Annotated in this window: 19 protein-coding genes; 7 read left to right on the forward strand and 12 right to left on the reverse strand. The window is 45.5% G+C overall.

Annotation, left to right across the window (positions count from 1 at the left end):
* The first annotated feature begins 66 nt into the window (after positions 1-66).
* The gene (locus tag AWH61_RS12295) at positions 67-1686 is read left to right on the forward strand and encodes an amidase (protein WP_075177195.1); all 1620 of its coding nucleotides are present in this window, start codon (positions 67-69) and stop codon (positions 1684-1686) included.
* A 98-nt stretch (positions 1687-1784) separates the two neighbouring features.
* Here the strand turns inward: AWH61_RS12295 and AWH61_RS12300 are convergent, their stop codons facing one another.
* The 3 genes from AWH61_RS12300 to AWH61_RS12310 form a co-directional block, all read right to left on the reverse strand.
* Positions 1785-2078 (reverse strand): high-potential iron-sulfur protein, encoded by a 294-nt coding sequence (locus tag AWH61_RS12300; RefSeq protein WP_014951285.1) that lies wholly within the window; start codon positions 2076-2078, stop codon positions 1785-1787.
* A 222-nt stretch (positions 2079-2300) separates the two neighbouring features.
* Positions 2301-2930 carry a flavin reductase family protein gene (locus AWH61_RS12305; protein WP_014951284.1) on the reverse strand — a complete coding sequence of 210 codons (630 nt, stop codon included), beginning with the start codon at positions 2928-2930 and terminating at the stop codon, positions 2301-2303.
* Positions 2923-3114: a zinc ribbon domain-containing protein gene (locus tag AWH61_RS12310; RefSeq protein ID WP_014980678.1), complete on the reverse strand. Its 192-nt coding sequence runs from the start codon at positions 3112-3114 to the stop codon at positions 2923-2925. Before AWH61_RS12310 ends, AWH61_RS12305 begins: the two co-directional genes overlap by 8 nt.
* Before the next feature lie 186 nt (positions 3115-3300).
* Here AWH61_RS12310 and AWH61_RS12315 point away from each other — a divergent pair, with 186 nt between their 5' ends.
* From AWH61_RS12315 to AWH61_RS12325, 3 genes are all read left to right on the forward strand, one after another.
* The gene (locus AWH61_RS12315) at positions 3301-3588 is read left to right on the forward strand and encodes a hypothetical protein (RefSeq protein ID WP_230598863.1); all 288 of its coding nucleotides are present in this window, start codon (positions 3301-3303) and stop codon (positions 3586-3588) included.
* 117 nt (positions 3589-3705) lie between these two features.
* A complete protein-coding gene (locus AWH61_RS12320) occupies positions 3706-5841 on the forward strand; it encodes an exonuclease domain-containing protein (protein WP_075177196.1) in 2136 nt (711 codons plus the stop codon).
* Positions 5842-5943: 102 nt separating this feature from the next.
* Positions 5944-6207, forward strand: coding sequence for a TIGR03643 family protein (locus tag AWH61_RS12325; RefSeq protein ID WP_014977757.1), 264 nt, complete (start codon positions 5944-5946; stop codon positions 6205-6207).
* A gap of 52 nt (positions 6208-6259) precedes the next feature.
* Here the strand turns inward: AWH61_RS12325 and AWH61_RS12330 are convergent, their stop codons facing one another.
* From AWH61_RS12330 to cutA, 8 genes are all read right to left on the reverse strand, one after another.
* Positions 6260-6700, reverse strand: a complete 441-nt coding sequence (locus tag AWH61_RS12330) for a hypothetical protein (protein ID WP_075177197.1) — start codon at positions 6698-6700, stop codon at positions 6260-6262.
* Positions 6701-6950: 250 nt separating this feature from the next.
* On the reverse strand, positions 6951-7895 hold the full coding sequence (locus AWH61_RS12335) for a hypothetical protein (protein WP_061096455.1): 945 nt from the start codon (positions 7893-7895) through the stop codon (positions 6951-6953).
* A 376-nt stretch (positions 7896-8271) separates the two neighbouring features.
* Positions 8272-9615, reverse strand: coding sequence for an acetyl-CoA carboxylase biotin carboxylase subunit (gene accC / locus AWH61_RS12340; protein ID WP_039228980.1), 1344 nt, complete (start codon positions 9613-9615; stop codon positions 8272-8274).
* Positions 9616-9629: 14 nt separating this feature from the next.
* On the reverse strand, positions 9630-10094 hold the full coding sequence (gene accB, locus AWH61_RS12345) for an acetyl-CoA carboxylase biotin carboxyl carrier protein (protein WP_014951276.1): 465 nt from the start codon (positions 10092-10094) through the stop codon (positions 9630-9632).
* Positions 10095-10108: 14 nt separating this feature from the next.
* Positions 10109-10549 carry a type II 3-dehydroquinate dehydratase gene (aroQ, locus tag AWH61_RS12350; RefSeq protein WP_014951275.1) on the reverse strand — a complete coding sequence of 147 codons (441 nt, stop codon included), beginning with the start codon at positions 10547-10549 and terminating at the stop codon, positions 10109-10111.
* Between the two features lie 303 nt (positions 10550-10852).
* Entirely contained in the window at positions 10853-11662 is an 810-nt protein-coding gene (locus AWH61_RS12355) for a M23 family metallopeptidase (protein WP_075177198.1), read from the reverse strand.
* A gap of 106 nt (positions 11663-11768) precedes the next feature.
* Entirely contained in the window at positions 11769-13655 is a 1887-nt protein-coding gene (locus AWH61_RS12360) for a protein-disulfide reductase DsbD (RefSeq protein ID WP_075177319.1), read from the reverse strand.
* A gap of 63 nt (positions 13656-13718) precedes the next feature.
* Positions 13719-14033 carry a divalent-cation tolerance protein CutA gene (gene cutA / locus AWH61_RS12365; protein WP_075177199.1) on the reverse strand — a complete coding sequence of 105 codons (315 nt, stop codon included), beginning with the start codon at positions 14031-14033 and terminating at the stop codon, positions 13719-13721.
* A gap of 214 nt (positions 14034-14247) precedes the next feature.
* Between cutA and AWH61_RS12370 the strand changes: the two genes are divergently transcribed.
* From AWH61_RS12370 to groL, 3 genes are all read left to right on the forward strand, one after another.
* Positions 14248-14772, forward strand: a complete 525-nt coding sequence (locus AWH61_RS12370) for an FxsA family protein (RefSeq protein ID WP_075177200.1) — start codon at positions 14248-14250, stop codon at positions 14770-14772.
* A 277-nt stretch (positions 14773-15049) separates the two neighbouring features.
* Positions 15050-15340, forward strand: a complete 291-nt coding sequence (locus AWH61_RS12375) for a co-chaperone GroES (RefSeq protein WP_012520088.1) — start codon at positions 15050-15052, stop codon at positions 15338-15340.
* A gap of 40 nt (positions 15341-15380) precedes the next feature.
* Entirely contained in the window at positions 15381-17018 is a 1638-nt protein-coding gene (gene groL / locus AWH61_RS12380) for a chaperonin GroEL (RefSeq protein WP_014951270.1), read from the forward strand.
* 89 nt (positions 17019-17107) lie between these two features.
* Here groL and AWH61_RS12385 read toward each other — a convergent pair whose 3' ends face one another.
* A complete protein-coding gene (locus AWH61_RS12385; protein ID WP_075177201.1) occupies positions 17108-18931 on the reverse strand; it encodes a DUF885 domain-containing protein in 1824 nt (607 codons plus the stop codon).
* Between the last annotated feature and the right edge of the window lie 80 nt (positions 18932-19011).

Below are 19011 nucleotides of genomic sequence, written 5' to 3' on the forward strand. Positions count from 1 at the left end.
TGCCGTCAAAAGCTGCATAATAAGAAGGAGTAACAGGCGCTAGGATCATACGTTAAGGAAAGGTTTATGTTGAAACAGGGTTTTTTGCTGGCCGTAGTCGTGCTATGCACTGCATGCGTGTCTCAAGCAAATCATACAGATAAGATTGAGCAATGGTTAGATAAGCCTGCTCACGTTCAGGCACAAGCTATTGCGAGTGGCGACACGACATCTGCTGAGCTCGTTAGCGGTTATCTTGCGCGAATCGAACGGCTAGATGAAAAGGTAAATAGCGTTTTAGCGTTGAACCCTAACGCGCTGAACGAAGCGAAGGCCATCGATAAACGACTCGCGAATGGCGAGACGCTTGGCCCTCTGGCAGGTATTCCCGTGCTGCTAAAAGATAATATAGAAAGTAAAGAGATGCCCACCACAGCCGGCTCAATGGCGCTTATTGCTAATTACACTGGTCGCGATGCGCCTATCGTAGAAAAACTGAAAGCGGCAGGGGCAATTATTTTGGGTAAAACCAATTTGTCTGAATGGGCAAACTTTCGCTCTGAATCCTCTATCAGCGGCTGGAGTGCAGTTGGCGGGCTTACCCGAAACCCGCATATGCTATCAAGAAGTGCTTGTGGCTCGTCATCGGGCTCGGGCGCTGCCATGTCACTTCGCCTCGCGTCACTTGCCGTGGGCACCGAAACCAATGGTTCTATTATTTGTCCGGCATCCATAAACGGGGTAGTCGGCTTTAAACCAACCGTGGGCTTGCTTTCCAGAACTCACATAGTGCCTATTTCTTTCAGTCAGGACACCGCAGGACCAATGACGTCTAACGTTCAAGACGCCTGGCTAATGACGGCAATCATGGCGGGCCCTGATGCAAGCGATAACGCGACACTAGACGCAGAGTCTCACCGCCCTTCTATGCCAACATCTTCAATGCTGGCTACAGATTTAAAAGGCAAGCGTATTGGTGTGGTTAGGTACCGCCAGGGCGATAACCCTCATGTACTGGCTGTTTATGAAAAGGCGTTGAACCAGCTTAAAGCATCGGGCGCGACGCTGGTGGACATCAGTGACTTCTCTCAGCCAGATTCATTTTGGGCCGACTCCTATAATGTTCTGCTGAGCGAGTTCCATCATAGTATTAACGAATACTTGTCGGGGTCGCCGGCAGACCTCCCTGCAAGGAACTTGTCTGAGCTTATCGATTTCAATAACAAAACAGAGCGCGAGTTAGCGCTATTCAATCAAGACATTTTCGAAAAATCGCTCGCGTCGGCAGCCATTGACAGCGAAAAGTATCAAAATGCACTGCGCCTTATTCAAGACACGGCGGGCAAAAATGGTATTGATACGTTGTTAGCAAAGCACAATGTTGATGTACTAGTTGCGCCCTCAAACAGCCCTTCTTTTTTAATAGACGGCGTATATGGTGACCATTCGCCTGTCGGTTTTATCGGTATCGGGTATTTGGCCGCAATTGCAGGATATCCGCATCTCACAGTGCCCGCTGGACAGGTGAAAGATCTTCCTGTGGGGATTAGCTTTATTGGTGGAAAGTGGCAAGACGAAAGCGTGTTGAAAATAGGTAGAGTCTTTGAAGCAAAACACGGCTTCTTCATTAAGCCTGGCCTTCTGCCTACACGTTTTGACAACCCAGCGCTAAAAGGTATCGAAGACGGAATTGATGTAGTTCGCTAGCGGGAAATGAGGATACATAATCGTATTTCGCCTCAACAGAAACGAAAAAAGCCCTTGGTTTAACTCAAGGGCTTTTGAACGTCTTTTCTTTCGATTGGTTAGCCAGGCTTTTTCACCCAAGCGCTACACCAGCCATCAGCGTTAACAAGCTTATTAGGGAAAATGTTACAAGGGCGGTGTTGTTCGCCATCGGCGCCCTGCACGTACATGCAGTTTGCGCATTTTGCACCTTCAACAGTTGACGACGGTGTGTAGTTCAGTGCTTTTGCAGTAGGGTCATCAGCACTCAATTGTTCTTGAGCCTGAGCACGTAACGCTACACCACCTAATGTAAGACCGATAACTGTCGAGCCAGAAAGCTTTAAAAAGTCACGGCGATTTACAGATTTCATAACATTCTCCTTAAGAGATAGAAACGATAATGATTCTTTTTTATTCAGTGCCTTAAACGCAAAAACCTGCCCAAAGAGGCAGGTTTTGTTTCATGTTTAAATACTATCTCTTTTTGAAAAAAGATCGAACGAAATGTCGCATTTTCGCTTGATCCAGATTAAATAAACTTCAGAGTTACAACCTTAAGTATTGAATGTAAGACCGTTGGACAGTTTATTAGTTCACTTCACGGTTAACTTTACATCGGGCTTTGCATACGCAAATTGCGCAATTCGTTGTGTGCTGTGGTAGCTGTCTAGGCCTGAGATACAGGCCGTTTGCGCTTGCTCTATATCTGCATAGCCGTCTGAATCTATTATTTGCTCAGGAACGTAGAGCTCCTGGATTTCGCCGATAACCATTTCGGTTTCATTAAGCAAAGTAAAATGCTGTGCTACTTTTAAGCCCATTTTAATTTCACTTTCTTTGACATACGGCGCACTGAAGGACTCACTGATCTGCGCGGTTAACCCAACGGCTTCAAATTCACTTTCATCTGGCGCATAGCGGGCTGATGTTTGGTGGGCTTTGTCGACCCAGTCAACAGCCACGTGATTTAGCGTATAAAAGCCCTGCTGTTTTATGTTGCTCAACGTATCTCGCGTGACGGTATGTGGACGCATGATCATGCCAATGAGAGGCGGGTTTGCACCGACATGAACAATAGAGCTCACTATAGCCAAATTGTTTGTAACGCCGTTTGTTGTACCCACCAAAGTCGCCGATTTAAAACCAGACAAACTATTAATTAGGTTTGCGCGGTAGCGCTGTGCAAGGGCGTCTATATCACCGCGGGTAAACTGCTTAGTCATTCTCTCTTTCTGCCTCTATCTGAATGTCATCACCGTGCTGATAAGCAGTAAGCTCAATGGGCTGACAACACACTTGGCAGTCGAGCACCTGTACTTGGCCAACATCGTTAATTTCATCTATTTCAACATCATTTGGAGCCATGCAGTAAGGACAGGAAAAGCCCATGGAACGAGTTAAACTCATATTTAAATGCCTTTGTAATCACTAATGCTATTTGTTACGTAATGCAAAGACGAGTGGATTTTCTTTTAGACACGCCCCTTGTATCTGATTTTAAGGGAAAAGGACAAGACTGCCATTTGACGCTTATGAGTAATCAGAAAACTGGGTGCACAAATAATAGATGTGATAGACGAAAAAGGTGACCTTGTGGCAAATAAAGTTGGTCAATGCCCGTGCTGTAATAGAGAAACTCGCCTTACTTACCATCATCTTATTCCGCGAAAAATGCACAGGCGTACCTATTTTAAAAAGCACTTTAGCAAAGCGGAGCTTCAGGACGGCATTTACATTTGCAGACAATGTCACAGCGGTATACATCGATTTTATGATGAGATGACGTTGGCCAAACACTACTTCAATTTGCAGCGTTTATTGGCAGATGCGCAGCTTTCTTCGTTCTTTCATTGGGTGTCTAAACAGCGCGTACGCGTGTAAAAGTACACGCTGTGCACTATTGGCAGCAGATGTGATACCCAATCGCGGAGGATTTAATTTGATTCGCGTGGCTGTATAAATATACACTATTGGTGTTTTCATAGCCAAAGATACCTCATGCGAAAAGATTTACCGCCACGTTATTACCTTACACACTTTCACGAGTTCCTTGGGTTCTTTGAGGGTGCTAGCAGGGCGCTTCTAAGTGACGAAGCCACTGATTTTGTTAGGCGTTTTAAAGCGTTAGACGATGACAAACAGTGTATTGTTGTGCGCGCTGCAAATCGCAAGTACGCAGTGATTGACAGGACGCAGTTCAATTATAGCGAAATCGCTGTGCCACAAGAGCAAATAGATTGGCTTACCGACAACGGCTGGTTTGGTGACCTTACCCACGCTTCGCTTAATGACATCGCTGGTGTCTTGACCAAAGATGCTCTGCTTGAGCTACTTGCTGAATACGGCAGTATTCAGGGGCTCGCATCTCTCACCAAGCCTAAACTCGTGACGTTGCTTAATGAACATATCGAAGCTAGAGGCTGGCCAGAGCGTTTTTCGCTAGATAACTACTTAGTGTGCTTGTTCGACGATGCACTTCGCTATTTGCTGTTTATCTATTTTGGTAACACCAAAAGCCGCCTAAATCAGTTTTCTATGCGCGATTTAGGCGTAATGAGAACCCGTTCTGATTCCGTAACGGATACGGCGCGTTTTGAAACTAAAAGCGACGCCCAAGCGTCATGGTTTTACGCCAACCATTACAGCCAGTTAGCTTTTTATAACGATGATATGTTGCTTGCCATTGCCGAAGGTGAACTGCCCATTACAGAAGGTGTGTCGGCATGTTTTTATCGCGACCAGTTTCTCTATGCACTAGGTCTAAAAGTGCTGATGTTTGATAGAGCGAAAGGGCTAGAAGTATTGAAAGCGGCGCAAAGCGATAAGGCAAAAGAAAAGTGGTTAAGAGAGAACTACAAGGACGGAAATGAAAATAGTGTTAAACAGACCCTTGAAGAGATAATTGATAATCCGCAATCGGATACGCTGCTAGCATTTGCAGAAGATTTCTATGCCCGTAAATACCACAAAAAACGCACCAGCACGGTTACCGACATGCTTCGCAATGCTAGCCGTACACTGGATATTGACGTAAGCCAAAACCAACAGGTTGAGCGTGGTGTGCTGGCGCATTATGCAAGGCACGGCATTGAAGGCTGGCGCACGGAAAACCGATTATGGCGCACTTTGTTCGGCCTTACCTTTTGGAAGCAACTTTACGAAGAAGACACGCTGGTTACTGAGTTTGATCGCAGACCGTTATCGCTTAAACAGAATAACTTTTACGCCAAGTTTGAACACAGTATTGAAGCGTTGTTACAGGCGCTTGATAGCAAAGAAAAACTGCGTTTTCATATTCACAAAATGGCCACGATGCACTATGGCAAAGTGAATAGCCTGTTTATGTGGTCTAGTCATTTGCTTACGCCTATAGAAGCGCTAATTGAGCATGGTTCGCTAGATTCTATTTATGCTTTACTTCGCATGATGTGCAAAGACTTTGAGAGCCTCCGAGATGGCTTCCCCGATATCATGGTATTTGACGGCGCACTTCGCTTTGAAGAAATCAAAGCGCCTGGCGATCAGCTTCGCCGAAATCAGCTGGTTTCAATTCAACGTTTGCAGCAAGCTGGATTTGACGTTGCGGTAACAACAGTGAAATGGATACGCGACCCAGCACAGCCTTATGTTGTGGTAGATATAGAGACCACTGGGGGAAACAGCAGCTACAACCGGATTACCGAAATAGGTATGGTAAAACTTGTTGGTGGGAAAGAGGTAGACAGGTTTCAAACCCTGTTAAATCCGCAGCGCCGCATTCCTAGCAACATTACCCGCCTTACTGGAATTTCGGATGACATGGTGGCAGATGCTCCGCTTTTTGCTGAAGTAGCGGAACACGTGGCAAATTTCACCGAAGACGCTGTGTTCGTTGCTCACAACGTAAACTTTGACTACGGGTTCATTAAGCAAGAGTTTGCAAGACTAGAGCAGAGTTTCAGGCGACCCAAAATGTGTACCGTTCGCGAAATGCGTCGCACCTATCCTGGGCTGCCTTCTTACTCGCTGGCAAACTTAACAAAGCATTTTCACATAGAAATGGAGCAGCATCACCGCGCGCTGAGCGATGCGAAAGCCGCCGCCGAGTTGTTGAAGCTAGCGTTTGAAAAAGACGATGAGCAAGTGAGCGTTTAAGTCGGCCACTAATTGTTTGGAATTTTAGCGTAGTTGAACTGAACAAAATGAGCCGAAAATAAGTATGTAGTGGGGTTAAACACGCATATTGAGATGTAAGAAATGGCATTAACTGAAGAACAAGAATCACGGGTAATTGAAATGGCGTGGGAAGACCGTACGCCTTTCGAGGCAATAGAGCGTTTATACGGGCTGCCTGAAAAAGATGTGATAAAGCTTATGCGTAAAAATCTCAAACAGAAAACCTTCAAGAACTGGCGAGAGCGCGTGTCGGGTAGAAAAACCAAACATGCCAGCCTGCGCCCTGAAGGTGTGGACAGAGGATACTGCCCCTCTCAATACAAATTTAAAGGCGCTAATAAGTAGCGTGTAGAAGCCTTTCCTATAGAAGCGGAACTGCCTTACGTTGTAGCTGCCTTTATTTTTTGGGAGGCGAAATAGTAGTAATCGGCAAAAGAAACGCAGTTAACTGCTGACGCATGGGGGTAGGAAAAACGATCGTGTTTTCTGATTGCAAAATACTCTTCGCGTGTTGAACCTGACGCAATAGATTTTGATAGGTGTCGTTATTTTGCTGAATCGCTTCTACCTTGTTCATGACAAGCTCAATGAACTCTGCAGGAGAAACGTCTGTATGTTGTTTGATCTCAAACGCCAGTGCCTTTAGCACGTAGGCTTCCCACTCCTTTCTATAACTGTCTTTCAGCCGTTCTGGGTAAAGCGTTAAGTCAGATATATCTTGCGCTAAGTCTACGATATCGAGAGGATCATCAAAAAGGACGCGAAACGCAAGCAGCGCTTCATCGGAGAGTCGGGAAATGGGAAGTTTTTCTTTGAACTGAGCGTAACGGCTGGGCACAAGAACACCTTCAAATTACGATTATTAGAGTTAAACAGTACGAGCTTTAGCGCTTCATTAGACTAAAGTTTAATAAACTCAACTTTAAGTTTAAAGCTCAAGAGATTAAAAATACGTAATCTGCGGTAACTGAACTCACAATGGCGACAAGCCGTAACTTATTATGCACTGTTAAAGTGTGTACGCGTTCTTGCTGTTTGGCCCATCGTTTGATGGGCCTTTTTTATCTGGAGTAGGCGCTTCGTTTCATTCAACTATCGAAGGAGAGTTTTACTCCTGCCAGTAATCGACTGACACTATCTACCACATCAGCTCTTATAAACCATTCAACATCATGCTTCTCCGATAGCACGCCACTAAATTCCAGAGAGCCGCCGTGACCTGTTCCTAGGAAGTCTTCAATTAATTCAGCGCGCTCACCAAAACTACTGTCTATATAGGAATAGTAAGCAAAATATTCGATAGGATATGATGTGTTAAAAGCGCTTGCAGCGAATTCGCCGCTGGTGCCCACTACAACTTTCGCAGCACTTTCATCAGTACGCTGCACTAATTCAATGAACGCGGTATCTTGTTCATTAATACGTAATCGATATTCTGCCCTGGCAAATGTACCGTTCAGCATTCTTTCAAAACTGGCTTCGTAGCTATGTCGTTGTCCCATCTTGGCCGAATATTCAATTTCGAAATACTCATCCTCTCCGCCAATATTAAAGGCTTCAGATGCTTCAGCATTTGCAAGTTGACCAACGACTATTTCAATGGCGGTGTCGTTTTGCAATTGCCTCACATGACGTACCCCCGTTATCCAACCATCTTTCGACAAGCCGGTGGAAGAAACACGCCCTTTGTAAGTTGGAATAACACCTAACTCAGTTTTCCCCGAATCGGTTTCATGCCTTAAGTACAGACGCCTTGCGTAGAGATAATCAGTGTTGTCGCTGCCGAATGTATTGTGACTTGATGAAAAGTCATCGCCAGTCACCACAAAGCTGTTTACTGACCACGCAGAAGTGATGGCAAGAGAGGGATAGTAACGCAGTCGATATTGTTCGCGGCTCGGGCGGTTGGAACGATTATCGTAACGAACCTGAATATCTAGCTTCTGTGAGAAGGTGGGCGCTATTTGTTCTGCCTGCGCGTTAGTTCCTGCAATGGCTATCAGCGGTAAAATAAACAAAAAAAGATTTCGCACCTGTTTAACCCTAAACAACATGATTAAGTAGTTTATACATTAAATCTAATTACTTAGCGCAACGAATAGCGGTTTAAGGAAAAAAATACAAAAAAAAAGCCGGCAGGGATGCCGGCAATAAGTGGAGTGGGACTCCAATGAGGGTAAAACACACAAAAGCATTAAAACTCAGGGAGATGTCTTAAAACTTGTATGCAGTATAGAACCAAGTTTTAAATAGGAAAATCGTTAAAAATTGATTGTAGTAATCGGAAAATTAGAATGTGCTGAATAGCGAATAGCGAATAGCGAATAGCGAATAGCGAATAGCGAATAGCGAATAGCGAAGAAAGAAAATTGGGCTACACAAAAAACAGCGTGTAGCCCAAAGGGGGGATTAGGCTAAACCTAGCTTCTTCTCTAGGTAGTGGATGTTGGTTCCACCCGCGAAGAAGTTTTCATCGGCCATAATGGCACGCTGAAGAGGGATATTCGTTTTAATTCCTTCAACTACAATCTCTTCAAGGGCGTGGCGCATACGAGCAATCGCTTCGTCGCGGCTTTCACCGTAAGTGATAAGCTTGCCTATCATTGAATCGTAGTAAGGAGGTACGTGGTAGCCCGCGTAAATATGCGACTCCCAACGAATACCTAAACCACCTGGCGCATGGAACATATCGATAGGACCAGGGCTAGGAATAAAGGTTTGTGGATCTTCTGCGTTAATTCGACATTCAATAGCGTGGCCACGAATTTGAATTTGCGACTGATCAATTGACAGTGGCTGACCAGCTGCAATGCGAAGCTGCTCTTTAATAAGGTCAACGCCTGTGATCATTTCAGATACAGGGTGCTCTACCTGAATACGGGTATTCATTTCAATGAAATAGAATTCACCGTTTTCATATAGGAACTCGAAAGTACCTGCTCCGCGGTAGCCAATTTCAATACAGGCTTTGCGGCAGCGATCGCCAATCTTGGTGCGCATTTGCTCAGAAATACCCGGTGCAGGCGCTTCTTCAACCACTTTTTGGTGGCGACGTTGCATTGAACAGTCACGCTCACCTAAGTGAATGGCGTTACCTTGGCCATCGGCTAATACCTGAATTTCAACGTGACGTGGGTTCTCAAGGAATTTTTCCATGTAAACCGTTGAGTTGCCAAATGCAGCGCCAGCTTCTGCTTGCGTTGTTTCAATGGCTTTAATCAACTCAGCTTCGCTGCGCACCACGCGCATACCACGACCACCGCCGCCGCCCGCAGCTTTAACGATGATTGGGTAACCAATGCGCTTAGCAATGGCTTTGTTGCGCTCTACGTCGTCAGTTAGCGGGCCGTCGGAACCGGGTACACACGGTACGCCTGCTTTTTTCATGGCGTTGATAGCAGAAACTTTGTCACCCATAAGGTTGATAGTTTCAGCTTTAGGGCCAATGAAAATAAAGCCGCTTTTTTCTACCGCTTCAGCAAAGTCTGCGTTTTCCGCTAGGAAACCGTAACCTGGGTGAATAGCAATAGAGTTAGTGACTTCTGCAGCAGCGATAATGCGAGGAATGTTCAGGTAGCTTTCGGTTGCCGATGCTTTACCAATACAAATTGATTCGTCAGCCAGCAACACGTGCTTCAAGTTTTTATCCGCAGTAGAGTGCACCGCTACGGTTTTGATGCCTAGTTCTTTACAGGCTCTCAAAATACGCAGGGCAATCTCACCACGGTTAGCAATAAGTACTTTATCTAGCATAGTTAAGCACTCGCTTATTCAATGATGAACATTGGCTGGTCGAATTCTACAGGGTCTTGGTTTTCAACCAAGATTGCCTTAACCACACCGGCTTTATCTGCTTCAATTTGGTTCATCATCTTCATCGCTTCAACGATACAAAGCGTGTCGCCAACTTTCACTTGCTGACCCACTTCTGCAAATGCTTTTGCCGTTGGTGAAGATGCACGGTAGAACGTACCTACCATTGGAGACTTAACAACGTGACCTTCTGGCTGAGCTGGCTCTGCTGGTGCTTCAGAAGCAGTGGTAGCGGCCGCCGCTGGAGCAGGAGCCATTTGCGGTGCAGCAGGTGCTGCAAAGCTGTAGTTCATTGGCGCTTGAACACCCGTTGGGCCACGGTGGATGCGTACAGACTCTTCGCCTTCAGTGATTTCTAGCTCGGCAATGCCAGATTCTTCCACTAGTTCGATGAGTTTTTTAATCTTTCTAATATCCATGTTCTGTCTCTGCTTTATTTATGCGATTTCGGTAAGTTGATTGCTGCAGTTAGCGCGAGCGAGTAGCCCATGGCACCAAGGCCAACAATGACGCCAGCTGCAACATCAGAAAAATAGGAATGATGACGAAACGGTTCACGGGCGTGAACGTTCGACAAATGCACTTCAATAAACGGGATATTGACACTTAATAATGCATCGCGAAGGGCGACGCTGGTGTGCGTGAAGGCAGCAGGATTAATAATAATGGCATCAACAGTACCCATAGCAGCGTGCACGCGATCAATCAGTTCAAACTCAGCGTTTGACTGAAAATGCGTTAAGGTCACGTTGCTTGACGCAGCCTGCGCCTGCAAATCATCTACGATGTCTTGCAAGGTTTGTGTGCCGTATTTGTCGGGTTCTCTTTGGCCTAACATATTCAGGTTAGGGCCGTTCAATAACAAAATATTCATCTAGTTTGCTGCTATCTTCGGGAAAAAGTCACGGTTATTGCCATTTCAACAAACTTTTGTGACAGTTGCACGAAAAAAAGCCAATTAATTTGCTCGTTTATTGTGTTAAATGCTGATTATAGTGATAGATAAAGATTTCGCAGCAAAATACTGGTCTAATCAGGTGTTTTCGGCGCAAAGTTTATTGGAAAGTTTGCTTATTTGCTGCCTGTGAAACCGCAGCATGCTGCACTCTCAGAAGGCGTTAGTGGGGGATGAGATGGTAGTTTTGACGAAAAGTATCAGTATGTATTGCTATAAATGCTAAGGCGAGGCCTTAGTTAGGGCGCTGTCGAGCGAAAACTGCACACTCACGTACTTACCATGGAATTTGGCTACATAAATGCCAAAGTGAAGGTGGGGTAAGGAAGAAAACCCCGTATTGCCGGTATAACCGATAAGCTGCCCGCGCTTTACAGTTTGCCCTCTTGTTACTACAACACCTTTATATTTCAGGTGGTAGTATTCGCCGGTGGTTCCGTCGCTATGAAGAATAACAACGTAGTTAGCGTATTTTGCAAACTTCGGCGTTGGCCCGCCTTTCGTGCCGTCATCTTTCGTGTCGATCACTACGCCTTCCCGGGCGGCTAAAATAGGTGTACCTACAGGCGCGGCAAAATCGAGAGCATACCTTGACGCACCAGAATGACTAAAATTGCCGTTAAAGCCTTGCACAATACGGTATTTGCTAGCTGGTTGTAGCGGTGGCAGATACGTATAGGCGTTGTCGTGTATCGCGTCTACGCGCCCCACCGTCCATTTAACGCGCATAGAATCCCAGAATGCGTCGGCATTTTTTACTACGCCAAGGGGCACTTGGTCATTGGTATCTAAAAATGCATTAACGTGGGCTTTTGATTTAAGCTCCCCATTGCCTGTGGGAATGTCTTGCATCACATTGGAATACAGAGTTAGCGCTACGGGCAATTCTACTTTTCTTTGTACCGAGACTAGAAAAAGAGAAGAAGACGAAGGCGTAAGCTCAAAACAAAAGCGCTTGTTATCGAAGCACCCCGTGGTTTTCGCTGTTATTGATAGGGAAAAAGTGAGCGAAATAAATAAGAAGGCCAGCATTGAAGCCAACCTTCTTTTCTGAAACCCGTCTCTACCCAAAATAAAAAGAGCGGCGCTTCGCACCGCTCGCCATATTAAAGGAGGAAAGGCCTCGAATAGAAGCGCCTTAGTCCAAGCGACCACTTTGAGCATCATTAACGTCAGACCCATTGTTAAGCCACTCGTTTACATGACCGGCAAAGGCGTCTGCTTTCATAAACCCGGTAACACGGGCCTTGGTTAGCTCGTCGCCGTTTTTGTCAAAGAACAAAATGGTTGGCAGGCCTAGCACAGTGAAGGTGTCAAAAATCTCCTGACGTTCTGGTGTGTTATCGGTAAGATCCATTTGCATCCATACTGTATTGCTAAGCGCAGATATCACTTGCTCGTCTGGGAAGGTGTACTTTTCAAATTCCTTACAGGCAACGCACCAGTCGGCATACAAATCGACCATCACAGTTTTACCTTGTGCGTTAGCCGCCGCAATTTTATTGCGTAAGTCTGCCAAATCTCGCGCAACAACAAAGTCTGGGTGCCCTGCGTGAACACCATCAGCATGTTCGCCCCAAAGTCCGGTGTTGAGCCCTGCTTGATAGGTAAGGCCAGCACTTCCCATAATGCCTATTGCAACCACAACAGCACGTACAAGCTTCATCAGTGAGTTTTTGCTGGCGCGGTTAAGTGCCCAGTAATAGCCGAACAAACCGAAACCAAGCAATCCCCATAGGAAGCCAGTGGCAGGGCTATTATATAAACGCTCAATAAACACAATGGCCACGGCAAGCATCATAAAGCCAAAGGTAACTTTAACCACATTCATCCAGTTACCTGCTTTAGGTAGGAGTTTTCCTCCTGTCATGCCGAACAGAATAAGTGGAACGCCCATACCAATGCTTAACAAGTAAAGAGAAATAAAGCCCAGTGTCATATCGCCAGTTTGGGCGATGAATAACAATATGCCGGTTAGCGGGGCCGTCGTACAGGGCGAAGCGATAAGACCAGACAATACACCCATAATAAACACCCCTGCAAAGCTGCCGGGTGTTTGATTGTTACTCATGTGAGTGAGCTTTTCTTGATACTTTGCCGGTAGCTGAATTTCAAAGCCACCAAACAGAGCAACGGCCAGCGCCACAAATAGCACAATGAATACGCCGAGTACTACAGGGTGTTGAAGCGCAGCTTGAAACTGCGCGCCGGCTACCGCAACCACTAATCCAAGCAGTGAGTATGTGATCGCCATACCTTGAACGTAAACAAAGGTTAGCCAGAATGAATGCGATGCGGTTTTAGGTTTGCCCTGACCAATCACAATGCCCGACACAATGGGATACATCGGGAATACGCAAGGTGTAAAGGCTAAGCCTACGCCTAGTGCAAAAAATAGAGCTAAAGTAAGAGCAAGGTTATCTTTATCGATTAGCCTTTGCGCTAAATCGAACTGCTCGCTTTGTGAAGAAGTTGCTGCGTTATTTGGTTCTGAGGCCGTATCTGTCTCAGCAACTGCACTGCTTCCCACTTCATTTAAATACACGACTTTCACTGTTGGCGGGTAGCAAAGCCCTGCGTCAGCACAGCCTTGATAGCGAATTTTTACTACGCCGTCACTGCTCGCTGATTCTATGGGCAAAGTAATAGATACGCCGTTGTAAAACACTTCAGACTCGCCAAAAAACTCATCCTGAATCATTACCCCATTTGGGTACTCAGGCTCGCCAATTTCGGCTTGTTTCGCCACAAACTTAAACTGCTTTAGGTAAAGGTAGTAGCCGTCGGCAATATCGAAGCTTACCGTAAGCACATCGTCTTCTTGGTTAAAGTCGAACGCAAACGCTTGGTCTACATCCAAAAACTGGGGTTCATCCACGAACGGATCGTCAAAGGCATTGGGCACCTGAGCCAATGCGAACGTGGTTAATAACGTCATTAAACAGAACGCTGAGAGAACATAAGCAGTAAAGCGCTGGAACAGCGAAGCTGATGCATTGCCTGATGAGAAAGAAGGTAAAGTCATAAAGTTACAGTTCATTTTTATCTATTTTGCGTTATCGTTATTTTTATTAGAATTACGTTTTAACTAGCGCTGTAGCGTGGTTTGTAACCACTGACCGTAAGCGCTGCTAGCCTCAGCATTAAGTTCTAACCATTCAGGGACATCATACGGATGTAGTTCGCTTACTCTATCGAAGGCCTGTAAAACGTGTCGTGTGTTCGTTTTAATAAGCAGTTGGCATTCTACGTCGGTTTCCACCTTCCCCTGCCACTCATAAACGGACTCTATACCCTTGATTATGTTGACGCAGGCGGCAAGCTTTTCTTCAACGAGCGTGCTGGCAATTAACTGCGCTGTCTTTTCATCGGGCGTGGTGCACAATACAAGCTTAATTGTCATGAACTTTTCCTACTTTATTTCGCGCCTGTTACTTTGCTAATGGGTCGATATGTAATTGACCTGAAAAGTCGCACTATTCTTTCATAGCTACAGTATATCACGGTCGTTATCGGTCGCTTTAAGTGGCTATTTAAGCGAAAGGGTGGGCACCTTTTCTTGTTATTACGTACAAAGACCCTATAACAGGTTATGAATACATGAAAGAGGAAGCATTTTGCGGGTTTTATTTATACTGTTTGCCCTATTACCTATTTTAGAGATTGCGTTGCTGATAAATGTGGGCAGCGTGATCGGTGGTTGGAATACCGTTGGCTTGGTACTTCTTTCTGCCTTTATTGGTGCTTACTTTGTTAAACGCGAAGGCGTGAGTACACTGCAAACTGCACAAGAAAAAATGCAGCGAAATGAAGTGCCAGGAAAAGAACTAGTTGAAGGCTTGATGCTGGTGGTTGCGGGTATTTTACTTGTGACGCCAGGCTTTATTACCGATATTTTCGGCTTCTTATTGGCAATGCCAGGCTCACGTCACTTCTTTGCTGCTCAGGTCAGTAAGCACATGAAAATGCGTGTTGTCGCTCCGGGTATGGGGCCGGGAACTGCAGGCTTCGGACAGGGTCAGTCACCGTTTGGGCAAAGTCCTTTCGACCAGCATTCACGCTCACATAATAGCGATGGTGATGTGTTTGAAGGTGAGTACACCGATCACACCACTAACGACCCAGATAAGCGCTTAAAATAGCGAGCCCCAACGCCCTCTCCGTCAGGTTATGAGCGCCGTTTACCGCGATAAACGGCGTTTACTTGCCCAATAAAAAGAAGTATTTAGCGAAAAAACCAAATTTTTTACATTTTTTTGCTTAAAAACCCTTGAAGTTATCTGGGTACTACCCCATCTATCCGTGCAGAAACGATTTTAACTGCTCAGCAATGAGCAACCTTAAACACACGGCATTTAGATTGTCTGAATGTCGACAATTACATTCATTTGAATAGTGGAATTTTCAGGAGACTTGAAAATGGCAATTCGTCCTTTACACGACCGCGTAATCCTTAAGCGCGCAGAGCAAGAAAGCAAATCTGCAGGCGGTATCGTTCTGACTGGTTCTGCAGCAGAAAAATCTACACGCGGCGAAGTAATCGCAGTAGGTAACGGTCGCATTCTTGAGAACGGCGAAGTTAAAGCGCTAGACGTTAAAGTAGGCGACACCGTTATTTTCAACGACGGTTACGGCGTTAAAACAGAAAAGCTGGATGGTGAAGAAGTACTAATCCTAAGCGAAAGCGACATTCTAGCGATTGTTGAGTAATTACAACTAACGTTAAAACGAATTTTAGAGGAATTTAATCATGGCAGCTAAAGAAGTACGTTTTGGTGATGACGCTCGCAGCAAAATGCTGAAAGGCGTAAACACACTAGCTAACGCAGTTAAAGTAACACTAGGTCCAAAAGGCCGTAACGTTGTTCTAGACAAGTCTTTCGGTGCACCTACTATCACTAAAGATGGTGTGTCTGTAGCGAAAGAAATCGAGCTTGAAGACAAGTTCGAGAACATGGGCGCGCAGATGGTAAAAGAAGTTGCGTCTAAAGCGAATGACGAAGCAGGTGACGGTACAACTACTGCTACTGTACTTGCTCAAGCAATCGTTACTGAAGGTCTTAAGAGCGTTGCAGCGGGTATGAACCCAATGGATCTTAAGCGCGGTATCGACAAAGCAGTTGCGGCAGCAGTTGAAGAGCTTAAAGCTCTGTCTACTGACTGTGCAGACAGCAAGTCTATCGCTCAAGTAGGTACTATCTCTGCAAACTCTGATTCAGAAGTTGGCGACATCATTGCTCAAGCGATGGAGAAAGTAGGTAAAGAAGGTGTTATCACTGTAGAAGAAGGTCAGGCACTTCAAAACGAACTGGACGTTGTTGAAGGTATGCAGTTCGACCGCGGTTACCTATCTCCATACTTCATCAACAACCAAGAAAACGGTACTGTTGAACTAGACAACCCGTTCATCCTATTGGTTGACAAGAAGATTTCTAACATCCGCGAACTACTTCCTACCCTTGAAGGCGTAGCGAAAGCTGGTAAGCCGCTAATGATCATCGCTGAAGATGTTGAAGGCGAAGCGCTTGCTACACTAGTAGTTAATAACATGCGCGGTATTGTTAAAGTTGCAGCGGTTAAAGCACCAGGTTTCGGTGACCGTCGTAAAGCAATGCTTCAAGACATCGCTATCCTAACTGGCGGTACAGTAATCTCTGAAGAAATTGGTCTAGACCTTGAAAAAGTTCAGCTTGAAGACCTAGGTACTGCTAAGCGCGTAGTTATCAACAAAGACAACACAACAGTTGTTGACGGTAACGGCGACCAAGAAGCGATTGAAGGCCGTTGTGCTCAAATCAAAGGTCAAATTGAAGACTCTACGTCAGACTACGACAAAGAGAAGCTTCAAGAGCGTCTAGCTAAGCTTTCAGGCGGTGTTGCAGTAATTAAAGTTGGTGCAGCAACTGAAGTTGAAATGAAAGAGAAGAAAGACCGCGTAGAAGATGCACTACACGCAACTCGCGCAGCGGTTGAAGAAGGTGTGGTACCTGGTGGTGGTGTAGCACTAGTTCGCGCAGCAGCTAAACTTGCTGACCTTACTGGCGACAACGACGACCAAACAGTAGGTATTAAGCTTGCACTACGTGCAATGGAAGCGCCTCTACGTCAAATCTCTATTAACTCAGGTGCAGAAGCATCAGTAGTAGTTAACGAAGTGAAGAACGGCGAAGGTAACTACGGTTACAACGCAGGTAACGACACTTACGGCGACATGCTAGAGATGGGTATTCTTGACCCAACTAAAGTAACGCGCTCTGCACTACAGTTCGCATCTTCAATTGCTTCACTAATGATCACAACTGAAGCAATGGTAGCTGAACTACCTAAAGAAGACGCACCAGCAATGCCTGATATGGGCGGCATGGGCGGAATGGGCGGCATGATGTAATCATCCCCCAAGCTTAACGCTTAAAAGAAAGGCGCTGCTCATAGAGCAGCGCCTTTTTTGTTTGTGTGACAAACCTAGAGCGTAACAGGCTATGCGCCCTGTTTTTCTGCAATATACTCGTCCACCAATTCTTCAAGAATGGCAAGTGGCACCGCACCGTTTTTAAGTACCACGTCATGGAAATCACGTAAGTCGAACTTATCGCCTAATTCTTGTTTCGCTTTCTCACGAATTTCTAAAATCTTAATCATGCCCACTTTGTAAGAGGTGGCCTGACCCGGCATAACAATATAGCGCTCAATTTCAGATGTAACGTCGCTAAGCGCCATACCTGTGTTGCGTACCATATAGTCAATTGCCTCTTCACGGGTCCAACGTTTATCGTGAATACCCGTATCTACCACTAAGCGTACTGCTCTGAATAGTTCAGCTTGAAGGCGCCCCAAGTTATCTAGAGGTTTATCTTGAAAGCCCATCTCCCATGCTAAGTATTCTGAATACAAAGCCCAGCCCTCGGTGTAGGCAGTAAAAGGCGACATTTTGCGAATAAAGGGCATGCCTTCCAGTTCCATCGCCAAGGCTACCTGGAAATGATGGCCCGGAATGCCTTCGTGATAGGCCAATGTACGCATGCTGTACTTAGGGGTTGCTTTAATATCATATAAGTTGGCATAAAATCGTCCCGGACGAGAGCCGTCAATAGCGGGCTGCTGGTAGTAGGCGCCAGGTGCAGTTTTCTCTTTAAACTCCGGAATACGTACCACTTCCATGCCGGCCTCAGGGCGAATTCTAAATACATCACTTATACCTGCATCAATCTCATCAAGTATGGTTTGGTAATCTTTTAGAATTTGCTCGCGGCCTTCATCACTGTCTTCGTAATAGTGAGAAGGATCGGCGGCCAACGCGTCCATCGCGCTAGAGAAGCCCTGAGTTACGTCGTAGCCTTCACCAGCAAGAATAGTCAACATTTCGCCCTGAATTCTTGCTACCTCTTTTAAGCCTAGGTTGTGAATTTCATCGGCAGTCATGTCGGTGGTAGTGAAAAAACGCAGCGCATTGGCATACACTTTGTCGCCGTCAGGTAAATGCCAGTAGCCGTGGTCATTGCCAGCTTTGGCTTGAAGCGTGGTGAAGTAATCTATAAATAGCTGGTAGGCGCGGTCAACGTCATCACCTATGACTGTTTGAGCTTCAGCTAAAAATGCGTCTTGCTGTTCCGCAGAGATTTCTTCAGCCTTAGACATCTTTTCTTTCAGTGAGCTGTAAAGAATATTCTCTTCTATTGGCGAAGATATAAAGCCATTCATTTCATCTAGTACGCGGTCTATCACGAAGCGCGGAGGGATAATGCCTTTTTCTTCACGAAGCTTAAGCCCTTCAAGTACTTGCGCGAATTTCTCGTCTACGGCACGCAAACGGCTTAAATAGTTCTCTACGTCGGTAGCATCATTAACCTGATGCTGACCTTCCATAAAGCTTGGAAACCCGTTTTGTACACCGAAAAGCTGGTTTACTGGGTAGCTGTGATACTGAAACGGCTCGTTACTAATGAGATAATCAAGCAAGTACAGCGTGATTTCTTTTGAAAGCTGCTCATCGTCGTTTAAATCTTCGTCGTCATACGCTAAAACTTTTTCTCGTATATCATGGGCTTTTACAAACAAGGCTTCATTTTTTTCTTGGCTAACGTCATCAAGCTCGGCGTTGTGGCCTTTAATGCCCATTGATTCTAAAAAACCGAGAGAGGTTAAGGTTTCAGGACTATCAAAAGCTACTTTCACCATTTCTCGGTTAAGTAGGTTATTAAAGTAAAAAGGTTTATCCGCATACCACTCGTGCGCAGCAAAAGTACCGCCTGCCAATACAATTACCAGTAAACCAGTACCAATCCATTTAAAAAATCGTTTCATCGTTATTATTGTCCGAATTTCATCCAACGTTTACGTTAACGGAAAAACTTAATAAAAGTAAATGGTAATTATGAACCCGG

The organism is Alteromonas sp. W12, from assembly GCF_001924945.1.
Taxonomy (GTDB): Bacteria; Pseudomonadota; Gammaproteobacteria; order Enterobacterales; family Alteromonadaceae; genus Alteromonas; species Alteromonas macleodii.